An 18,322-nucleotide genomic window follows, 5' to 3' on the forward strand; every position below is an offset into this window, starting at 1 on the left:
TCCATTCAGAGAACCCTCGCATGTCCACCCTCGCACTCCTCGGCATTGGCGCCGGCAGCATTGCCCTGCTTCTTTTGCTCATCATCCGCTGGCAGGTCCACGCCTTCGTGGCCATGATGCTGGTGAGCTTTCTGGTGGCATTTGCCACCGGCATGCCCATTGGCGACATCATCAGCACGCTGATTGCGGGCATGGGCGGCACGCTGGGTTCGGTGGCCATCCTGGTGGCGCTGGGCTCCATGCTGGGCCGCATGATCGAGGTCTCGGGCGGCGCGGCCAGCCTGGCCAACCGCTTCACGCAGCTGCTGGGCCCCACGCGCGTGCCCATGGCGCTCACGGCGGCGGCGCTGGTGCTGGCCATTCCCGTGTTTTTTGACGTGGGCTTCATCATCCTGGTGCCCATCGTCTATGGCTTTTGCAAGGCCGCAGGCGTCAACCCGGTGAAGTTCGGCTTGCCCGTGGCGGGCATCATGCTGGCCGCACACGTGGTGGTGCCGCCGCACCCCGGCATCGTGGGCGGTGCGGCCATCGTCAAGGGCGACATCGGCTGGATCACCATCATTGGCCTGTCCATCTGCATTCCGCTGGCGGCGCTGTCGCAGTACGTGGCAGGCTGGCTCAACCGCAAGGGCTACCCCCTGCTGCCCACCACGGCCGAGCAGTTCGCCGCCTTTGGCAGCAGCGATGAAACCGCTGCATCCAAAGCCCGCAGCGCCCCGGGCGTGGGCACCATCCTGGCGCTGATCCTGATTCCGCTGGCCCTCATCATGGCCGGCACCACCGGCGCCACGCTGCTGCCCAAGGGCGACAGCCTGCGCAATGTGCTGGGCTTCATCGGCTCGCCCATCTTTGCGCTGACGGTGGCCGTGGGCCTGGCCATGTTCCTGCTGGGCCGCAGCCAGGGCTGGAACCGCGAACGCACCAACGCCATTATGGAATCCGCCCTGCCCCCGGCCGCCACCGTGATCCTGGTGACGGGCGCCGGCGGCGTGTTTGCCAAGGTGCTCACCGCCAGCGGCATTGGCGCGGCGCTGTCGCAAAGCCTCACGGCCACGCACCTGCCACTGATCCTGCTGGCCTTCCTCATCGCACTGGCGCTGCGCGCCGCCCAGGGCTCGGCCACCGTGGCCATCATCACCACCTGCGGCCTGCTGGCCGACGCGATCGCGGGCGGCGGCTATTCCCCCCTGCAAGTGGCGTTGCTCACGGTGGCCATTGGCTTTGGCAGCCTGGGCTTGTCGCATGTCAACGATTCGGGCTTCTGGATCGTGACGCGCTACCTGGGCCTGAGCGTGGGCGATGGCCTGCGCACCTGGACGGTGCTGACCACCGTGCTGGGCCTGGCGGGCTTTGCACTCACGGCGTTGCTGTGGGCCCTGGTGGCCTGAGCCCCCTCTTCTCCAATTCACTGAAGGACTGACAACATGACCCGACCCATCGTAGGCATCATCGGCCTGGGCGCCATGGGCGCCGGCATTGCCAAGACCCTGCGCAACAACGGTTTCACCATCCACGTGTGCGACGTGCGCCCCGGCGTGGCCGAGGCCTTTGTGGCAGACGGCGGCACGGCCCACGCCACCACGGCTGCATTGGCGGCGGTGAGCGACGTGGTGGTGTCGGTGGTGGTCAACGCCGCCCAGACAGAGAGCGTGCTGTTTGGCGACGATGGCCAAGGCGGCGCAGCCAGCACCATGCGCCCCGGCAGCACCTTTGTGATGTGCTCCACCGTCGACCCCAACTGGTCGGTGGCACTCGAAGCGCGCCTGAACGCCCTGGGCCTGCACTATGTGGACGCGCCCATCTCCGGCGGCGCCGCCAAGGCCGCTTCAGGCCAGATGACCATGATGACCTCGGCCAAGCCTGAAGCCTATGCCGCTGCGGGCGCCGTGCTCGACGGCATGGCCGGCAAGGTGTACCGCCTGGGTGACAAGGCGGGCGCGGGCAGCAAGGTCAAGATCATCAACCAGCTGCTGGCCGGCGTGCACATTGCCGTGGCCGCCGAAGCCATGGCCCTGGGCCTGCGCGAGGGCGTGGAAGCCAGCGCCTTGTATGAAGTGATCACGAACAGCGCGGGCAACAGCTGGATGTTTGAAAACCGCATGGCCCATGTGCTGGCGGGCGACTACTCGCCGCTGTCGGCCGTCGATATCTTTGTGAAGGACCTGGGCCTGGTGCTCGACACCGCACGCGCCAGCAAGTTCCCCCTGCCGCTGGCCGCCACCGCGCACCAGATGTTCATGCAGGCATCGACCGCAGGCTTCGCCAAGGAAGACGACAGCGCCGTGATCAAGATCTTCCCCGGCATCACGCTGCCCGAGGGTAAGGAGAAGGCATGACACGCGCATTGCTGGGCTGCATTGCCGACGACTTCACCGGCGCGACCGACCTGGCCAACAACCTGGTGCGCGCAGGCATGCGCGTGGTGCAGGCCATGGGCGTGCCCACGGCTCCGTTGGATGCGGAGGCCGATGCCATCGTGGTGGCGCTCAAGTCGCGCACCATCCCGAAGGACGAAGCCATCGCCCAGTCGCTGGCCGCCCTGCAGTGGCTGCAGGCGCAGGGGGCCGAGCAGATTTATTTCAAATATTGCTCCACGTTTGACAGCACGGCAGAGGGCAACATCGGCCCCGTGACCGATGCGCTGATGCAGGCCCTGGGCACCGACTTCACCATCGCCACGCCCGCCTTCCCCGACAACAAGCGCACGGTGTTCAAGGGCTACCTGTTTGTGGGCGATGTGCTGCTGAACGAGAGCGGCATGCAGAACCACCCGCTCACGCCCATGACCGACCCCAACCTGGTGCGCGTGTTGCAGGCGCAGACCGAGAGCCGCGTGGGCCTGATCGACCACAGCGTGATCGCACAGGGCGAGGCCGCCATCCGCGCGCGCATCGATCAACTGAAGGCCGAGGGTGTGCGCATGGCCGTGGTCGATGCGGTGTCGAATGCCGACCTGCTGCGCCTGGGCCCGGCGCTCAAGGGCATGCCGCTGGTCACGGCGGGCTCGGGCGTGGCCATTGGCCTGCCGGGCAACTTTGGCGTGGCACCCAGCAACGAGGCAGCCCGCCTGCCCGCAGCGCAAGGGCTGCAGGCCATCGTGTCGGGCAGCTGCTCGGTGGCCACCAACCAGCAGGTCATGGATTTCATCAAGGCGGGCCAACCCGCCCTCGCCATCGACCCGCTGCGCATTGCCGCAGGCGTGGACGTGGCCGCCGAAGCGCTGGCCTGGGCCGAAGGCCACATCGGCCAGGGGCCGGTGCTGGTGTATTCCACCGCCGAGCCCTCGGCCGTGCGCGCCATCCAGGGCAAGCTGGGTTCCGAAAAAGCGGGCGCCATGGTGGAGGAAACCATCGCCGCCATTGCACGCGGCCTGGTGCAGCGCGGTGTGCGCCAGCTCATCGTGGCGGGCGGCGAAACCTCGGGCGCCTGCGTGCAGGCCCTGGGCATCACGCAGATGCGCATTGGCGCGCAGATCGACCCCGGCGTGCCGTGGTGCCATGCCGTGGCCCCTGATGCCAAGGACGGGCTGCACATCACGCTGAAGTCGGGCAATTTTGGTAGCACCGATTTCTTCACCAAGGCTTTTGCACAATTGCCGGCATGAGCACCACCACCGCCTTCATGGATGAGAGCACCGCCCGCGACGACATCTGCCGCGTGGGCCGCAGCCTGTTCGAGCGCGGCTATGTGCATGCCACCGCAGGCAACATCAGCGTGCGCCTGGCCGATGGCTACCTGATCACCCCCACCGACGCCTGCCTGGGCACGCTGCAGCCCGAGCGGCTGGCTCGCCTGGACGCGCAGGGCCAGCAGGTGGCGGGTGACCGGGCCAGCAAGACCATTGCGCTGCACCGGCAGATCTACGAGGCCTCGGCATCGACGGCGGCACCTGCCCGCTGCGTCATCCACACCCACAGCACGCACCTGGTGGCCTGCTCGCTGCAGGCCGACACGGGGGCAGGTGGCCAGCTGGCTCCTGATGCGCAATTGCTGCCGCCCATCACGCCCTATTTCGTCATGAAGGTAGGCCGCGTGCCGCACATCCCGTACCACCGCCCCGGTGATGCCGCAGCGGCAGCGCTGGTGGCGCAGACCATCGCCCGCCATGCCGCGCAGGGCCACCCCGTGCGCGCCGTGATGCTGGCGCGGCTGGGGCCCAATGTGTGGCACGACACTCCCGCCGCCGCCATGGCCGTGCTCGAAGAGCTGGAAGAAACCGCCCGCCTGTGGCTGCTGTGCCAGCCCCGCCCCACGCCGCTGACCGAGCCCCAGATGGAAGAACTGCGCCAGGCCTTTGGCGCGCAGTGGTAAGGCCCAGCCCTCACCCCCCCAGACAGAAAGACACCCATGCCCCGTTTTGCCGCCAACCTGTCCATGCTCTACAGCGACGTGGACTTCCTCGACCGCTTTGCCGCCGCCGCCCACGACGGCTTCCAAGCGGTGGAATACCTCTTCCCCTACGCCTACCCCGCCCAGGAACTGGCCAAGCGCCTGCAGGCCAAAGGCCTGCAGCAGGTGCTGTTCAACGCCCCGCCCGGCGACTGGGATGCGGGCGAGCGCGGCCTGGCCTGCCTGCCCGGGCGCGAGGCCGAGTTCCGCGAAGGCATGGCCAAGGCCATCGAGTACGCCAAGGCGCTGCAATGCCCGCGCATCCACGTCATGGCCGGGCTGGTGCCCCAGGGCGCCGACGCAGCCAGCGTGCGTGCCACCTACATCGCCAACGTGCGCCACGCCGCCGAGCAGGCCGCGCCCCACGGCATCCAGATCCTGCTGGAACCCATCAACGGCCGCGACATGCCCGGCTTCTTCCTGAGCCGCCAGGACCAGGCCCACGCGCTGATTGCCGAGATCGGTGCGACCAACGTCAAGGTGCAGATGGACCTGTACCACGCGCAAATCGTGGAAGGCGACCTGGCCATGAAGATCCGCCAGTACCTGCCCACCGGCAATGTAGGCCACCTGCAGATCGCGGGCGTGCCCGAGCGCCACGAGCCCGATGTGGGCGAGGTGAACTACACCTACCTGTTCCAGCTGCTCGACAGCCTGGGCTACGGCGGCTGGATCGGCTGCGAGTACCGCCCTGCGCGCGGCGCAGCGCCCCATGCCACGTCGGACGGCCTGGGCTGGCTCAAGCCCTGGCTGTAAAACGCGCCCGGGGTCTTGCAGCGTGCAAATCCCGGCACGTTTACCGACGGTCAGGAGGCCAGCACTCCTGCGCGGTGTGACACATGGTGGTTGGCACGCCAAATGCATGGCAATGGCACGGGTGGCAGGCAGTGTGCGGGTCCTTTCAACACGCGCCCACCCTGCACACTGCAGGAGACAACCATGCACACCTTCATGGCGACCCACCCGCCAGCATTCGACATGCCCGTGCCGCTGGGCAAAACAGGCACCCGCCTCCTGCGCCAGGCCATCGCCTGGGCATGCACCGCTCGGGCGCGTGGCACTCACCCTTTTGGGGCGGTGATCGCCGGGGCCGAAGGTACGCTGCTGGCCGAGGCCTGTTGCACGATCACCGCGTCTGGCCCCGTCGAATGCGTGGGCCCGGCGTTGCTGGAGAAATCCAGCGCGCCACACACAGGATTCTGGCGGCCTGGCAGGGCACCTAATCCCTGGCCTACAGGGTGCTTTGCGCTCGTCCAGCGCTCATAATCAGCTATTTATTTAGTAGCGACATTGTCCATCCGATATGCCCTGGTACGCCCGCCTGCAGCTGAACTACACCCTGGAGAACGCGCGCACCGTGGCGCGCTTCGAGCACGATGGGCCGCTGCGCATCCTGCAAAGCCTGTACCCGGAAGGTGACGGCATTTGCCACAACGTGCTGGTCCACCCGCCGGGCGGCCTGGTGGGGGGGGACACTCTGGACATCACGGCATCTGTGGGACCCGGCGCCCACGGGCTGGTCACAACGCCGGGCGCCACGCGCTTTTACCGGTCCACCGGAGAGCGTGCCCTGCAGCGCACACACCTCTCACTCGAAGAAAACTCCCGCCTGGAATGGCTGCCGCTGGAGTCGCTTTGCTACAACGCCTGCCAGGCAGAAAACCACCTCACGATCAATATCGCCCCTGGTGCCGAATGCATGGGCTGGGATGTCACCGCGCTGGGCCTGCCGCATGCCGGGCAAGCCTTTGACACCGGCCGCTTCGTGCAGCACATCGAGGTGCCCGGCCTGTGGCTGGAGCGCGGCGTGATAGACGCTGCCGACCGGCGCCTGCTGCAAAGCCCACTGGGTCTGGCAGGACACCACTGCGTGGCCAGCCTGTTCCTCACAACGGGCGCCCCGATGGGCAAGGCCCGGCGCGATGCCGCTCTGGACGCTGCCCGCGCCCTGATGGACACCCATGCACTCAAGGCCACCGCAGGCGCCACCAGCCCCAACGGGCAGGTGGTGGTGCTCCGCGTGCTGGCGCCACAGGTAGAGCCGGCGATGCAACTGCTCAAGCAGGTGCGGTCCGCATGGCGTGCTGCCCTGTGGCAACTCGACGCCGCACCGCCCCGCATCTGGTCCATGTAGGCAACAGGCGCTGGTGCAGACCTGCCATGGAGCCCACGATCAAATCGCCACGAGTTTGCGAATACCCTTCGCCTCCATCTCGCTGCCGGGGCCACGCGCAATGACCTCGCCGCGCTCCATCACCAAGTAGTCATCGGCCAGCTCCTGCGCAAAGTCGTAGTACTGCTCGCAGAGCAGGATGGCCATCTCGCCGGTGTCGGCCAGCATGCGGATCACGCGGCCGATGTCCTTGATGATGCTGGGCTGGATGCCCTCGGTGGGCTCGTCCAGGATCAAGAGGCGCGGCCCGGGCGCAAGGGCCCGCGCAATGGCCAGCTGCTGCTGCTGCCCACCCGACAGGTCGCCGCCCCGGCGCCCCAGCATCTGCTGGAGCACAGGGAACAGCTCGTACAGGTGCGCAGGCACGGGCGTGGAGCCGCTTTTGTAGGCCAGGCCCATGCGGAGGTTCTCTTCCACCGTGAGGCGGCCGAAGATCTCACGGCCTTGGGGCACAAAGCCAATGCCCGCGCGCGCACGGTCATAGGGCGTGGCTTTGTCGATGGATTTGCCGTCAAACTGGATGGAGCCGCTCTTAATGGGCACCAGGCCCATGAGGCTTTTGAGCAGCGTGGTCTTGCCCACGCCGTTGCGGCCCAGCAGCACGGTGACCTTGCCGGGGGTGGCGGTGAGGCTCACGTCGCGCAGGATGTGGGAGCCGCCGTAGTACTGGTTGATGTTTTGGACGGTGAGCATGGTGGTCTTTTGAGTGTTTTTGGCTCTAGCGATTTATTAGCAAGCGCTGACAGCCATTAAATTAGGAGCGATTGCGCTGGTCATGCGGGGGGTGGGGGCCGCTCGCCACTCTGTGCGAGGTGCTTGTGCGACGGGCGGAGGCCGGGAATTCGCCCCGGCGGGCGAGTAACTTTCTTTCGCGTCGCCGAAAGAAAGTCACCAAAGAAAGGGCGACCCTGCTGTGCGTGTCCCTTCGCTTCGCTGCGGGCAACCTGCGATGCTCGGTCAGGAGGCGCCACCGCAGAACTCACTGCGCGCTGCGCGCTCCGTTCGAACAACTGCGGTGAGTCAGAGCACGAAGTGCGTGTGTCCTGCGGCACACGCACACGCCCCCAGCCCTGCGCTTCTCGGCACGCACAGAAGGGACCCCGGGGAGCGGACATCCACACGGGCCATCGCTGCGCTCGGCCCCGTCTCGCGGGCGCAAGCGCCTTCCGCTGCGAAAGCCAGGCCGAGAGCAGCGATGGCCCGTGTGGCTGTTTGGCTGACCATCCCCTCTGGCTGCGCCTGCGGCAGGGCGGTTGCGGGGTGGCATGGACGTCGAAGCGCCCATGCTTCGTGCTCTGACTCGCCGTGGCTGTCCGAGCGGCGCGCACAGCGCAAAGCGAGTTCCACGGCGCACCCCGCAACCGCACCGACGCAGGTTTGCCCCCACGCCCCGCGTGGGGGTCGCAGACTGGGGGTCGCCTTTTCTTTGGTGACTTTCTTTTGGCGAAGCAAAAGAAAGTTACTCGCACGCCGGGCGACTCCCGGCCTCCGCCCTCAACACCAGCATGCCCTCCAAGCCAGCAAGCAACAGCTCCGACAAGCTCAGCCCGAACGAATCGAGAACGGCCCCCAGGCTTCGACAAGCTCAGCCCGAACGGATCGAGGACAGCCAGGCCAGCGGAGACGAAGAAGTGGCAAAACACGATCACCGCCCCAGATAAACCTCAATCACCCGCTCATCCGCCTGCACCTGATCGAGCGTTCCCTCCGCCAACACTGATCCATCGCACAACACCGTCACCTTCTCCGAAATCGTGCGGATAAAGCCCATGTCGTGCTCCACCACCATCAACGAATGCTTTCCCTTCAAAGTCAGAAAAAGCTCTGCCGTGCGGGCTGTTTCTTCATCCGTCATGCCCGCCACCGGCTCGTCCAGCAGCAGCAACTTCGGGTCCTGCATCAGCAGCATGCCAATCTCGAGCCACTGCTTTTGCCCGTGGCTCAGGTTGCCGGACTGGCGCGTCACACTGCCCGCCAGGTGGATGGTGTGCAGGATCTCGGCCAGGCGGTCCGACTGCGCGGAGTCGAGCCGGAAGAACATGCTGGACTTCACGCCCTTGTGGGTCTTGAGCGCCAGTTCCAGGTTCTCGAACACGCTGAGCTGCTCGAACACCGTGGGCTTCTGGAACTTGCGGCCTATCCCTAAGCTGGCGATCTCGGGCTCGTTGTGGCGCAGCAGGTCGATGGTGGAGCCGAAGAACACCGTGCCTTTGTCGGGCCGCGTCTTGCCGGTGATGATGTCCATCATCGTCGTCTTGCCCGCGCCGTTGGGGCCGATGATGCAGCGCAGCTCGCCCGGGGCGATGTCCAGGCTCAGGCCATTGATGGCCTTGAAGCCGTCAAAGCTCACGTGCACATCTTCCAGGTACAGGATGCGGCCGTGGGTCACATCCACCTCGCCCGGCACCGCCACGCGCGAGAAGCCTGCCGCGCGGCCACCCGACTCGGTCTGGCCCAGCGCAGCGGGCGCCAGCGTCTTCTGCAGCCTCCGCGCGCCTTCTTCCATCAGATCGGGCGTCATTGCGCAGCTCCCTTCGTGGTTGTCAGTTTTGCTTTGAGCTTCTTGACCAGCCCCACCACGCCATCGGGCAGGAACAGCGTCACGGCAATGAACAGCGCACCCAGAAAGTACAGCCAGAACTCGGGCGCCGTCACCGTGAGCCAGCTCTTGGCACCGTTGACGATGAAGGCCCCCACGATGGGCCCGATCAGCGTGGAGCGGCCGCCCACGGCTGCCCACACCGCTATCTCGATGGAGTTGGCGGCGCTCATCTCACCGGGGTTGATGATGCCGACCTGGGGCACATACAGCGCGCCTGCCACGCCGCACATCATGGCGCTGATGGTCCAGATGGTGAGCTTGTAGGGCAGCGGCGAATAGCCCGAGAACATGACGCGGCTCTCGGCGTCGCGCACCGCCTGCAGCACGCGGCCGAACTTGCTGCGCACCAGCCAGCGCGCCAGCAAAAAGAAACCCAGCAGCGTGACACCTGTCAGCACGAAGAGCAGCATGCGCATGGTCGGCGTGGCGATGGGCATGCCCAGGATGCGCTTGAAGTCGGTAAAGCCGTTGTTGCCGCCAAAGCCGGTTTCGTTGCGAAAGAACAGCAGCATGGCCGCGTACGTCATGGCCTGCGTGATGATGGAGAAGTACACACCCTTGATGCGCGAGCGGAAGGCAAAGTAGCCGAACACAAATGCAATCACGCCCGGCACGGCCACGATGAGGACCAGCGTGGCCACAAAGCTGTCGGACAGCGCCCAGTGCCAGGGCAACTCCTTCCAGTCGAGGAAGACCATGAAGTCGGGCAGGTCGCTCTGGTAGTTGCCGTCGCGGCCGATCTGGCGCATGAGGTACATGCCCATCACGTAGCCACCCAGCGCAAAGAACAGGCCGTGGCCCAGGCTCAGGATGCCGGTGTAGCCCCAGATCAGGTCCATGGCCAGCGCGCAGATGGCGTAGCACATGATCTTGCCGAGCAGCGCCACGGCGTAGTCCGACAGGTGGAACAGGCTGCCTGCGGGCACCCACAGGTTGAGCACGGGTGCGACGGCGCACACCACGATGAGCGCCACGATGAAGGCTGACCAGCCACCGCGCGTGAGCAGCGGCGGGGGTGCGGGCAGTTGGAGGTTGGGAGAGGTTGGCGTAGTCATGATCTGTCTTCTCTGGTGCTTCAGTCGGCCGTACGCCCTTTGACCGCGAAGATGCCCTGGGGCCGCTTCTGGATGAAGATGATGATGAACACCAGCACCGCAATCTTGGCCAGCACCGCGCCCGCCCAGCCTTCGAGGAACTTGTTCAGGATGCCCAGACCCAGCGCGGCATACACGGTGCCCGCGAGCTGCCCAACACCGCCCAGCACCACCACCATGAAGGCATCGACGATGTAGCTCTGGCCCAGGTCCGGCCCCACATTGCCCACCTGGCTCAGCGCACAACCGGCCAGGCCCGCAATGCCCGAGCCCAGCGCAAAGGCCATGGTGTCGATGCGCGCGGTGTTCACGCCCATGCACGAGGCAATGGGGCGGTTTTGCGTGACGCCGCGCACGAACAGGCCCAGGCGTGTGCGGCCGATCAGGTAGCCCATGCCCAGCAGCACTGCGATGGCAAAGCCGATGATGACCAGCCGGTTGTAGGGCAGCGTGAGGTTGGAGAGCACCTGCACGCCGCCGCTCATCCACGCGGGGTTTTCCACGCCCACGTTCTGCGCGCCAAAAATCGTGCGCACCAGCTGCATCAGCACCAGGCTGATACCCCAGGTAGCCAGCAGCGTCTCCAGCGGGCGGCCGTACAGGAAGCGGAGCACACCCCGCTCCAGCACCGCGCCCACGGCGGCGGATGCGCCAAACGCCAGCGGCAGCGCGGCGACCAGGTACCAGTCGAACGCGCCCGGAAAATGCTTCTGGAAGATGCCCTGCACCACGTAGGTGGCGTAAGCGCCGATCATCATCAGCTCGCCATGGGCCATGTTGATCACGCCCATGAGGCCGTAAGTGATGGCCAGGCCCAAGGCGACGAGCAGCAGGATGGAGCCCAGGCTGATGCCCGAGAACGCTGCGCCCAGGCGTTCGCCCCAAGCCAGTTTTTCGTCCAGGGTGCGCAGCGCGGCCTGCAGGGCTGACTTGACCTTGGCGTCTTCTTCGACCGCCACGCGCTCGTTCAGCAGCAGGCGCGTGTCGGGCGTGGCGCTGGCCGACAGGGCCTGCGCGGCAGCCATGCGCTGCGCGGCATCGTCGCTGCCCAGCAAGGTGGCGGCGCGGGCGAGCTCCAGCTGGACCTTGATCTTGTCGTTGCTTTCCTGCGCCAGGGCTTTGTCCAGCAAAGGCAGACGGCCTGCGTCAGGCTCCTTGGTCAGCGCCTTGGCTGCGGCCATGCGCTGGGCTTCGTCCTTGCCAAACAGCGCCAGGCCCGCCAGGGCCGTGTCGATCTCACCGCGCATGCGGTTGTTGTTGATGATGTCCTCGGCGTCCGCGGGCACGGGCACCTCGGCACCGGTGACGGGGTCGATGCCCTTGTCGCCCTGCACGATCAGGGCCTTCCCCCCGGCGACCTTCACTGCATCATCGGCCAGCGCCCGCAGGAAGGCGGCGGTGCGCTCGCTGGGCTCCGCCACGGCCTGCTGCACAGCGGCCACGCGGTCGTCGGTTTCGCCTGCGGCCATGGCCAGGGCCTGCTCGGCAGTGAGTGCGTGGGCCTGCACAGTGGCACACAACAGAACGCAGACGATCAGACGGGAAAAAAATGAGAAAAACATGGAAGGGCCAGTGGGTGAAATAAACGACCAGCCTCTGCGGTGAGCACAGCCCATGCCAGCGCCCCCGCGCAAGGGCCGCCCCGCCGCGCTGGGGGCGTCCCCCTCCCACGCGCAGCGTGAGAGAGGGGGAAGCGGCGTAGCCGCTCAGGGGGAGATCACTTCTTCTCCGGCTCGTCCTTCTTCTTGTCGTTGCCTTCGATGTACGGGCTCCACGGCTTGGCCTTCACAGGGCCAGGGGTCTTCCACACCACGTTGAACTGGCCGTCGGCCTTGATCTCGCCGATGAACACGCTCTTGTGCAGGTGGTGGTTCTTCTCGTCCATCTTGCTCACGATGCCCGACGGTGCCTTGAAGGTCTGGCCGGCCATGGCGGCGATCACCTTGTCCACGTCGGTGCTCTTGGCCTTTTCCACGGCCTGCTTCCACATGTTCACGCCGATGTAGGTGGCTTCCATCGGGTCGTTGGTGAGTGGCTTGTCCTTGTGGCCGGCAATGCCCTTGGCCTTGGCGTAGTCGCTCCACTTCTTGATGAAGGCGGTGTTCTCAGGGCTCTTGATGGACTGGAAGTAGTTCCAGGCGGCCAGGTGGCCCACCAGCGGCTTGGTGTCCACGCCGCGCAGTTCCTCTTCACCCACCGAGAAGGCCACCACAGGCACGTCCTTGGCCTTCAGGCCGGCGTTGCCCAGTTCCTTGTAGAAAGGCACGTTGGAGTCACCATTGATGGTGGAGACCACGGCCGTCTTGCCCCCCTGGCTGAACTTCTTGATGTCGGCCACGATGGTCTGGTAGTCGCTGTGACCAAACGGCGTGTACTTCTCGTCGATGTCGGCATCCTTCACGCCCTTGGACTTGAGGTAGGCGCGCAGGATCTTGTTGGTGGTGCGGGGGTACACATAGTCGGTGCCCAGCAGCACCCAGCGGCGGGCAGCGCCGCCGTCCTTGCTCATCAGGTAGTCCACCGCAGGGATGGCTTGCTGGTTGGGCGCGGCGCCGGTGTAGAACACGTTCTTGGACAGTTCTTCACCTTCGTACTGCACGGGGTAGAACAGCAGGCCGTTCATTTCTTCCACCACGGGCAGCACCGACTTGCGCGACACCGAGGTCCAGCAGCCGAAGATGACCGAGACCTTGTCCTGGCCCAGCAGCTGCTTGGTCTTTTCGGCGAACAGGGGCCAGTTGGAGGCCGGGTCCACCACCACGGGTTCCAGCTTCTTGCCCAGCACGCCACCCTTGGCGTTGATCTCGTCGATGGCCATGAGCACGGTGTCTTTCAGCACCGTTTCGGAGATGGCCATGGTGCCCGACAGGCTGTGCAGGATGCCGACCTTGATCGTGTCCTGGGCGTGGGCTGGCAGTGCAGACAGGCCAGCGAGCGCAGCGGCGGCCGCGAGGGCCTTGAGGGAATGACGACGTTGCATGTGTGCTTCTCCAGTGGGTGGTTGCAATCCATCGAACCGCTTCACACGGTGGCCCCGGTGGGGTGCCATGTGTGATCGGGCGATGGAATGGATTCTGGAGAGCGCGGCCGGCTTGGGAAATACGCCGGGTGGCGTACACCGCACGGGTTCCGTCCGCGCTCAGCCCTCGAACTGCGGGTGCAACTGGCGGATGCGGTTCATGGCCATGGCGGCTGCGGCCGTGCGTGTTTCCACGCCGAGCTTGGCGAACACGCGCTCCAGGTGCTTCTTCACCGTGGCCGGGCTGGCCCCCAGGATGTCGCCGATGTCGCGGTTGATCTTGCCCTTGAGCACCCAGTACAGCACCTCGGCCTCGCGTGCGGTGAGCTTGAAGGACAGGCTCATGGATTCGATGATCTTGGCGTCGGACACCTCGCGCATCACGATGAGCCAGTCGCCGCCGCCCGCGCTGTCGCCCGCCTGCTGGTGCAGCCGGAAGGTGAGCCTGCGTGCGCCCTGCTCCACCGCCAGGCGCGGCGGCTCGGCCAGCGAAGCCTCCAGCCGCTCGGCCGCGTTGTCGGCCAGCACATGGCGGCGCAGCCAGGCCTGCACGGGCTCGGGCGCCCATTGGCCAAACGGGGTGGGTGCGCCATCGGGGCCTACCTCGCCAAAGTAGCTTTGCAGCAGCTCGCGCGCCAGCGGGGTCTGCCACACGATGCGCCCGTCCGCGGCGCGCACGGTGATGCTGGCGTAGCCAAAGGCATCGAGCGCGTTGCGCGCCTCGCGCGCCTGGCGGGCGTCCTGCCGGGCCTTGCGGGCCGCGCCCAGGTGCACGCCCATGCGGGCCATCACCTCGCGCGGCTTGAGGGGCTTGGTGACGTAGTCCACGCCGCCCGCCTCCAGCGCGGCCACCAGGTGCTCGGTCTCGGTCAGGCCGGTCATGAAGATGATGGGGATATGCGCGGTGGCGGGCGAGGCCTTCAGGCGCCGCGCCACTTCAAAGCCGTCCATGCCGGGCATCATGGCGTCGAGCAGCACGATGTCCGGCAGGGCCTGCGCAGCGCGCTGCAATGCGGCTTCACCGTGCGTGGCCACCAGCACGGTGTAGCCGGATTCATCGAGCGCGTCGTGCAGCACGACCAGATTGTCGGGCACGTCGTCCACGATCAGGACCACGTCGCTGTCGCTGCGGTCCAGCGCGGCCGGCGCGGAGGTGGAAGGTGGCGACGTCTCAGTCATGGGGGTGGTAGGCATGGTCACGAGGGGGCCCGCTCCAGGATCTGGCCCATGGCGTCGAACTGGAATTCGCGCGCCATCTGGCGCATGGTGTGGACAAACGCCTGGTGCGCGGGCTGGCTGCGCTCGATCTCGTCCAGGGTGTTCAGAATGCCCCGGTAGTAGCCCAGCGCCACGGCCTGGGCCAACGCGGCGAGGGCGGTAGCGTCGGGGTAGCTCAGTGGCGCTGCCGTGGCGGGTGCCGGGTACGGTGGCGGCGGTGCCGTGGTCTGTGCCAGCGCATCGCCCTCGTACAACCACTGCAGCCCCAGGCGGCGCTCCAGCCAGTCCAGCAGCTCGGTGTGGCGCACGGGCTTGACGATGAAGTCCTCCGGGCGTATGTCCACATCGTTGTCCAGCGCTTTGTCAAAGGCATTGGCTGAGACGATGGCGCATTGCACATTGGCCAGGTGCATCTGCCGCACCCGCCGCAAGGTCTCCCACCCGTCAATGCCCGGCATGGCCAGGTCCATGAAGATCGCGTGCGGGCGGTAGCCGGTGGCCAGCAGGTCCAATGCATCGTGGCCGCTGGCGGCCTGGCGCAGTTCGAAGCCCAGGGGTTCGAGCAGCTGCACCAGCAACTCGCGGTCGGGCTCCTCGTTGTCCACGACCAGGATGCGGCGGCGCTCGCCCGCATAACCCCAGCGGGCACGATGGGCTTGCACAGCCGAAGGCGCTGCCGCCTTGCCCAGGGCATCCCCATGCACCTCGGGCAGGAACAGCTTGGCGTGGAACACCGAACCCACACCCGGGGTGCTGCTCACTGTCAGCTCGCCGCCCATGAGCGCGGTGAGCATCTTGGCAATGGTCAGGCCCAGCCCCGCACCCGGCGCGGCGGCGGTGCTGCCGCCGCCCGATCCGCCGCGCGCAAAGGGCTCGAAGATGCGCTCGATCTCTTCGGCCGTGAGGCCCGGCCCGGTGTCCTGCACCTCGATGCGCGCCATCTCGCGCGCATAGCGCACGCGCAGCGTGACGGTGCCCTGCGCGGTGAACTTGACCGCGTTGCCCAGCAGGTTGATGAGGATCTGGCGCAGGCGCTTGTCGTCGGCGCGTACCACCTCCGGAATCACCCCTTGCACATCGAACGTGAACGCCAGGCCCTTGGCGGCGGCCTGCAGCTCGAACAGCGCAGCCATTTCGTGCAGGCCGTCGGCAAAGCGCATGGGCGCCACATCCAGCGTGAGCTTGCCGGATTCAATGCGCGCAATGTCCAGCGTGCCTTCGATGAGCGACAGCAAATGCTCGCCGCCCCGGCGGATCACATGCACGGCCTGCTTGCGGTGCGGCGGCACGCCCGCGTCCTCACCCATGAGCTGGGCGTAGCCCAGGATGGAGTTGAGCGGCGTGCGGATCTCGTGGCTGATGGCACTGATATAGCGGCTCTTGGCATGGTTGGCCTGCTCCGCGGCCTGCTGCGCCTGCTCGGCCACGCTGCGCGCGGTCTGCAGCGCCTCGTCGGTCTGGCGGTGCAGCTCGATTTCGCGCACCAGCAGGCCCGTCTGGCGATTCGACTCCTCCTGCGCCACCTGGCGGCTTTTGTGCGCCAGCACCAGCCACCAGGCCACGATGCCCGAGATGACCAGCAGCGCGAGGTAAGCCTTGAGCAGGCCGGAGCGCAAGGCGACCTCGGGCGCAGCCAGCACTTCGGTATGGGTCGCCGCCTGTGCGAGGGTGTTGAGCTCCTGGTGGTACAGCATGCCCATCACCGACGCCAGCAGCGGTGCGATCACCAGCATCAGCAGCAGGAAGTGGCCCAGGCCCGTGTCCAGGTAGCGCCACATGGCGCGCGGCAACACCCAGCGCAGGGCGGCGGACCACTGCACCGCCATGCTCGCATGCGGCTTGCACAGGTCGCCACAGCGCACATCGAGCGTGCAGCACAGGGAGCAGATGGCGCCTCGGTAGGCGGGGCACTGGGCCATGTCGGGGGCTTCATACTCGCGCTCGCAGATCACGCAGCGCTGCACGGTCAGGCGCTGGAAAGTCCCCAGGTCGGCGGCCCGAGTACCCGGCACGGGGCCCACCATGGGCATGGCCACGGGTGCGCTCTGCCGCGCGATGTAGTAACGGCCGCGTGTGGTCCAGGCAATGAGCGGCGCGGCCACAAACGCCACGGCCATGGCGATCACGGCCGAGAAAGCCTGTGGCAGCGGGCCGAACAGGCCCAGGTGCGCACTGATGGACAGGAGGGACGCCAGCGCCATCGCGCCCACGCCCACCGGGTTGATGTCGTACAGGTGCGCGCGCTTGAACTCGATGCCCTTGGGCGACAGGCCCAGCGGCTTGTTGATGACGAGGTCGGCCACCACGGCCATGATCCAGGCGATGGCGATGTTGGAGTACAGCCCCAGCACCTCGCCCATGGCGCGGAACACATTCATCTCCATCAGCATGAAGGCGATCAGCGTGTTGAACACTACCCACACCACGCGCCCCGGGTGGCTGTGCGTGAGGCGCGAGAAGAAGTTGGACCAAGCCAGCGAGCCCGCGTAGGCGTTGGTCACGTTGATCTTGAGCTGAGAGATCACCACAAACAAGGCCGTGGCCGCCACCGCCCAGCCGTAGTGGGGGAACACATATTCATACGCGGCCAGGTACATCTGGTTGGGGTCCACCGCGCGGTCGGCAGGCACCATGTGGGTGAGTGCCAGGTAGGCGAGCAGCGCCCCGCCCAGCATCTTGAGCACGCCCAGCACCACCCAGCCCGGCCCGCCCACCAGCACGCCCAGCCACCAGCGCCCGCGCGTGCTGGCGGTGCGGGCGGGCATGAAGCGCAGGTAGTCGGCCTGTTCCCCCATCTGGGTGATGAGCGCAATACCGACGGTGAGTGCCGCACCAAACACGGGCAGCTGAAAACTTGCATTGCGCCCTGACTCCCCACCGTAGTGCACGACCCCCACAAATGCACCAGGATCGCGCACCAGCACATACACAAACGGCACCACCAGCATCACCAGCCACAGCGGCTGCGTCCACACCTGCAGGCGGCTGATGACGGATACCCCGTGCGTGACCAGCGGAATCACCACCACGGCGCAGATCAGGTAGCCCCAGGTGGGCGGGATGTCGAGCGCCAGTTCCAGCGCGTAGGCCATGACGGCGGCCTCCAGCGCAAAGAAGATGAAGGTGAAGCTGGCGTAGATGAGCGAGGTGAGCGTGGAGCCGATGTAGCCAAAACCCGCGCCGCGCGTGAGCAGATCCATGTCCACGCCATAGCGCGCGGCGTAAATGCTGATGGGCAGGCCCGCCAGGAAGATGATGAGCCCCGTGGCCACGATGGCCCAGAAGGCATTGATGAAACCGTACTGCACCAGCAGCGTGGCGCCCACGGCCTCCAGGATCAAAAACGACGCGGCGCCGAACGCCGTGTTGGCCACGCGCCATTCGGACCACCTGCGAAAGCGCTGGGGCGTGTAGCGCAGCGCGTAGTCCTCCATGGTCTCGGTGGCCACCCAGCTGTTGTAGTCGCGCCGGACCTTGACCACCTGCTGGGGCGCCTGCGCGTCGGCGTCCGGCCCCAGTGCAGGGGCCGAAGTGGCGTCGGGCGGGGCAAGGGAGGCGGTGGAGGAGGGCATGGGCGAAGGGCAGCGGCAGCCCTTGCAAGTGCAGTTTCCATGCCACGGGCCGGCTGCACGACCAGCCCAGGGATGACCTGCATAACCCTCGCGAGGCGGTGGTAGTGCGGATCGGGATGGGGCACAAGGCGTCTTTTTGCAGCCAATAGCGGGCCTATTGGCCAAAAAAGCAACACAGTGGACCGCCCGAGACCGCGCTATCACCGACCGCAGGGAGTTATGCAGGTCATCCCCACCTTCGCCCTCTGGCGTATG

At 66.6% G+C, this 18,322-nt stretch carries 13 protein-coding genes; 6 read left to right on the forward strand and 7 right to left on the reverse strand.

Features of this window, described 5'->3' with window-relative positions; genetic code table 11:
• The first annotated feature begins 20 nt into the window (after window positions 1-20).
• The 6 genes from BLW02_RS02105 to BLW02_RS02135 all read left to right on the forward strand — a co-directional run bounded on the left by BLW02_RS02105 (window position 21) and on the right by BLW02_RS02135 (window position 6,523).
• A complete protein-coding gene (locus tag BLW02_RS02105) occupies window positions 21-1,388 on the forward strand; it encodes a GntP family transporter (protein ID WP_026434643.1) in 1,368 nt (455 codons plus the stop codon).
• 36 nt (window positions 1,389-1,424) lie between these two features.
• Window positions 1,425-2,336, forward strand: a complete 912-nt coding sequence (gene ltnD, locus BLW02_RS02110) for an L-threonate dehydrogenase (protein WP_092696802.1) — start codon at window positions 1,425-1,427, stop codon at window positions 2,334-2,336.
• Window positions 2,333-3,604, forward strand: coding sequence for a 3-oxo-tetronate kinase (gene otnK, locus BLW02_RS02115; RefSeq protein ID WP_092696803.1), 1,272 nt, complete (start codon window positions 2,333-2,335; stop codon window positions 3,602-3,604). The genes ltnD and otnK overlap by 4 nt, the downstream gene beginning before the upstream one ends.
• A gap of 17 nt (window positions 3,605-3,621) precedes the next feature.
• Complete coding sequence (locus BLW02_RS02120; RefSeq protein ID WP_092696989.1) at window positions 3,622-4,311, forward strand: class II aldolase/adducin family protein; 690 nt, start codon at window positions 3,622-3,624, stop codon at window positions 4,309-4,311.
• Between the two features lie 36 nt (window positions 4,312-4,347).
• A complete protein-coding gene (otnI, locus tag BLW02_RS02125) occupies window positions 4,348-5,145 on the forward strand; it encodes a 2-oxo-tetronate isomerase (RefSeq protein ID WP_092696804.1) in 798 nt (265 codons plus the stop codon).
• Between the two features lie 547 nt (window positions 5,146-5,692).
• Window positions 5,693-6,523: an urease accessory protein UreD gene (locus BLW02_RS02135; protein WP_092696805.1), complete on the forward strand. Its 831-nt coding sequence runs from the start codon at window positions 5,693-5,695 to the stop codon at window positions 6,521-6,523.
• A gap of 39 nt (window positions 6,524-6,562) precedes the next feature.
• Here the strand turns inward: BLW02_RS02135 and urtE are convergent, their stop codons facing one another.
• The 7 genes from urtE to BLW02_RS02170 all read right to left on the reverse strand — a co-directional run bounded on the left by urtE (window position 6,563) and on the right by BLW02_RS02170 (window position 18,067).
• Window positions 6,563-7,255, reverse strand: a complete 693-nt coding sequence (urtE, locus tag BLW02_RS02140) for an urea ABC transporter ATP-binding subunit UrtE (protein WP_092696806.1) — start codon at window positions 7,253-7,255, stop codon at window positions 6,563-6,565.
• A gap of 952 nt (window positions 7,256-8,207) precedes the next feature.
• Window positions 8,208-9,083: an urea ABC transporter ATP-binding protein UrtD gene (urtD, locus tag BLW02_RS02145; RefSeq protein ID WP_092696807.1), complete on the reverse strand. Its 876-nt coding sequence runs from the start codon at window positions 9,081-9,083 to the stop codon at window positions 8,208-8,210.
• On the reverse strand, window positions 9,080-10,219 hold the full coding sequence (gene urtC / locus BLW02_RS02150; protein ID WP_092696808.1) for an urea ABC transporter permease subunit UrtC: 1,140 nt from the start codon (window positions 10,217-10,219) through the stop codon (window positions 9,080-9,082). The genes urtD and urtC overlap by 4 nt, the downstream gene beginning before the upstream one ends.
• A gap of 20 nt (window positions 10,220-10,239) precedes the next feature.
• Window positions 10,240-11,820, reverse strand: a complete 1,581-nt coding sequence (gene urtB / locus BLW02_RS02155; RefSeq protein ID WP_092696809.1) for an urea ABC transporter permease subunit UrtB — start codon at window positions 11,818-11,820, stop codon at window positions 10,240-10,242.
• Window positions 11,821-11,975: 155 nt separating this feature from the next.
• Window positions 11,976-13,238, reverse strand: coding sequence for an urea ABC transporter substrate-binding protein (gene urtA, locus BLW02_RS02160; protein ID WP_092696810.1), 1,263 nt, complete (start codon window positions 13,236-13,238; stop codon window positions 11,976-11,978).
• A gap of 159 nt (window positions 13,239-13,397) precedes the next feature.
• A complete protein-coding gene (locus BLW02_RS02165) occupies window positions 13,398-14,456 on the reverse strand; it encodes a response regulator (RefSeq protein WP_092696991.1) in 1,059 nt (352 codons plus the stop codon).
• Window positions 14,457-14,473: 17 nt separating this feature from the next.
• Window positions 14,474-18,067, reverse strand: a complete 3,594-nt coding sequence (locus BLW02_RS02170) for a hybrid sensor histidine kinase/response regulator (protein ID WP_092696811.1) — start codon at window positions 18,065-18,067, stop codon at window positions 14,474-14,476.
• Window positions 18,068-18,322: the final 255 nt, after the last annotated feature.

The organism is Acidovorax soli (genome assembly GCF_900107605.1).
GTDB classification, from domain to species: domain Bacteria; phylum Pseudomonadota; class Gammaproteobacteria; order Burkholderiales; family Burkholderiaceae_C; genus Acidovorax; species Acidovorax soli.

Coding starts and splice junctions, on each gene's coding strand:
- BLW02_RS02105 (WP_026434643.1), top strand. CDS start 21: ATGTCCACCCTCGCACTCCTCGGCATTGGCGCCGGCAGCATTGCCCTG.
- ltnD (WP_092696802.1), top strand. CDS start 1,425: ATGACCCGACCCATCGTAGGCATCATCGGCCTGGGCGCCATGGGCGCC.
- otnK (WP_092696803.1), top strand. CDS start 2,333: ATGACACGCGCATTGCTGGGCTGCATTGCCGACGACTTCACCGGCGCG.
- BLW02_RS02120 (WP_092696989.1), top strand. CDS start 3,622: ATGGATGAGAGCACCGCCCGCGACGACATCTGCCGCGTGGGCCGCAGC.
- otnI (WP_092696804.1), top strand. CDS start 4,348: ATGCCCCGTTTTGCCGCCAACCTGTCCATGCTCTACAGCGACGTGGAC.
- BLW02_RS02135 (WP_092696805.1), top strand. CDS start 5,693: ATGCCCTGGTACGCCCGCCTGCAGCTGAACTACACCCTGGAGAACGCG.
- urtE (WP_092696806.1), bottom strand. CDS start 7,255: ATGCTCACCGTCCAAAACATCAACCAGTACTACGGCGGCTCCCACATC.
- urtD (WP_092696807.1), bottom strand. CDS start 9,083: ATGACGCCCGATCTGATGGAAGAAGGCGCGCGGAGGCTGCAGAAGACG.
- urtC (WP_092696808.1), bottom strand. CDS start 10,219: ATGACTACGCCAACCTCTCCCAACCTCCAACTGCCCGCACCCCCGCCG.
- urtB (WP_092696809.1), bottom strand. CDS start 11,820: ATGTTTTTCTCATTTTTTTCCCGTCTGATCGTCTGCGTTCTGTTGTGT.
- urtA (WP_092696810.1), bottom strand. CDS start 13,238: ATGCAACGTCGTCATTCCCTCAAGGCCCTCGCGGCCGCCGCTGCGCTC.
- BLW02_RS02165 (WP_092696991.1), bottom strand. CDS start 14,456: ATGACTGAGACGTCGCCACCTTCCACCTCCGCGCCGGCCGCGCTGGAC.
- BLW02_RS02170 (WP_092696811.1), bottom strand. CDS start 18,067: ATGCCCTCCTCCACCGCCTCCCTTGCCCCGCCCGACGCCACTTCGGCC.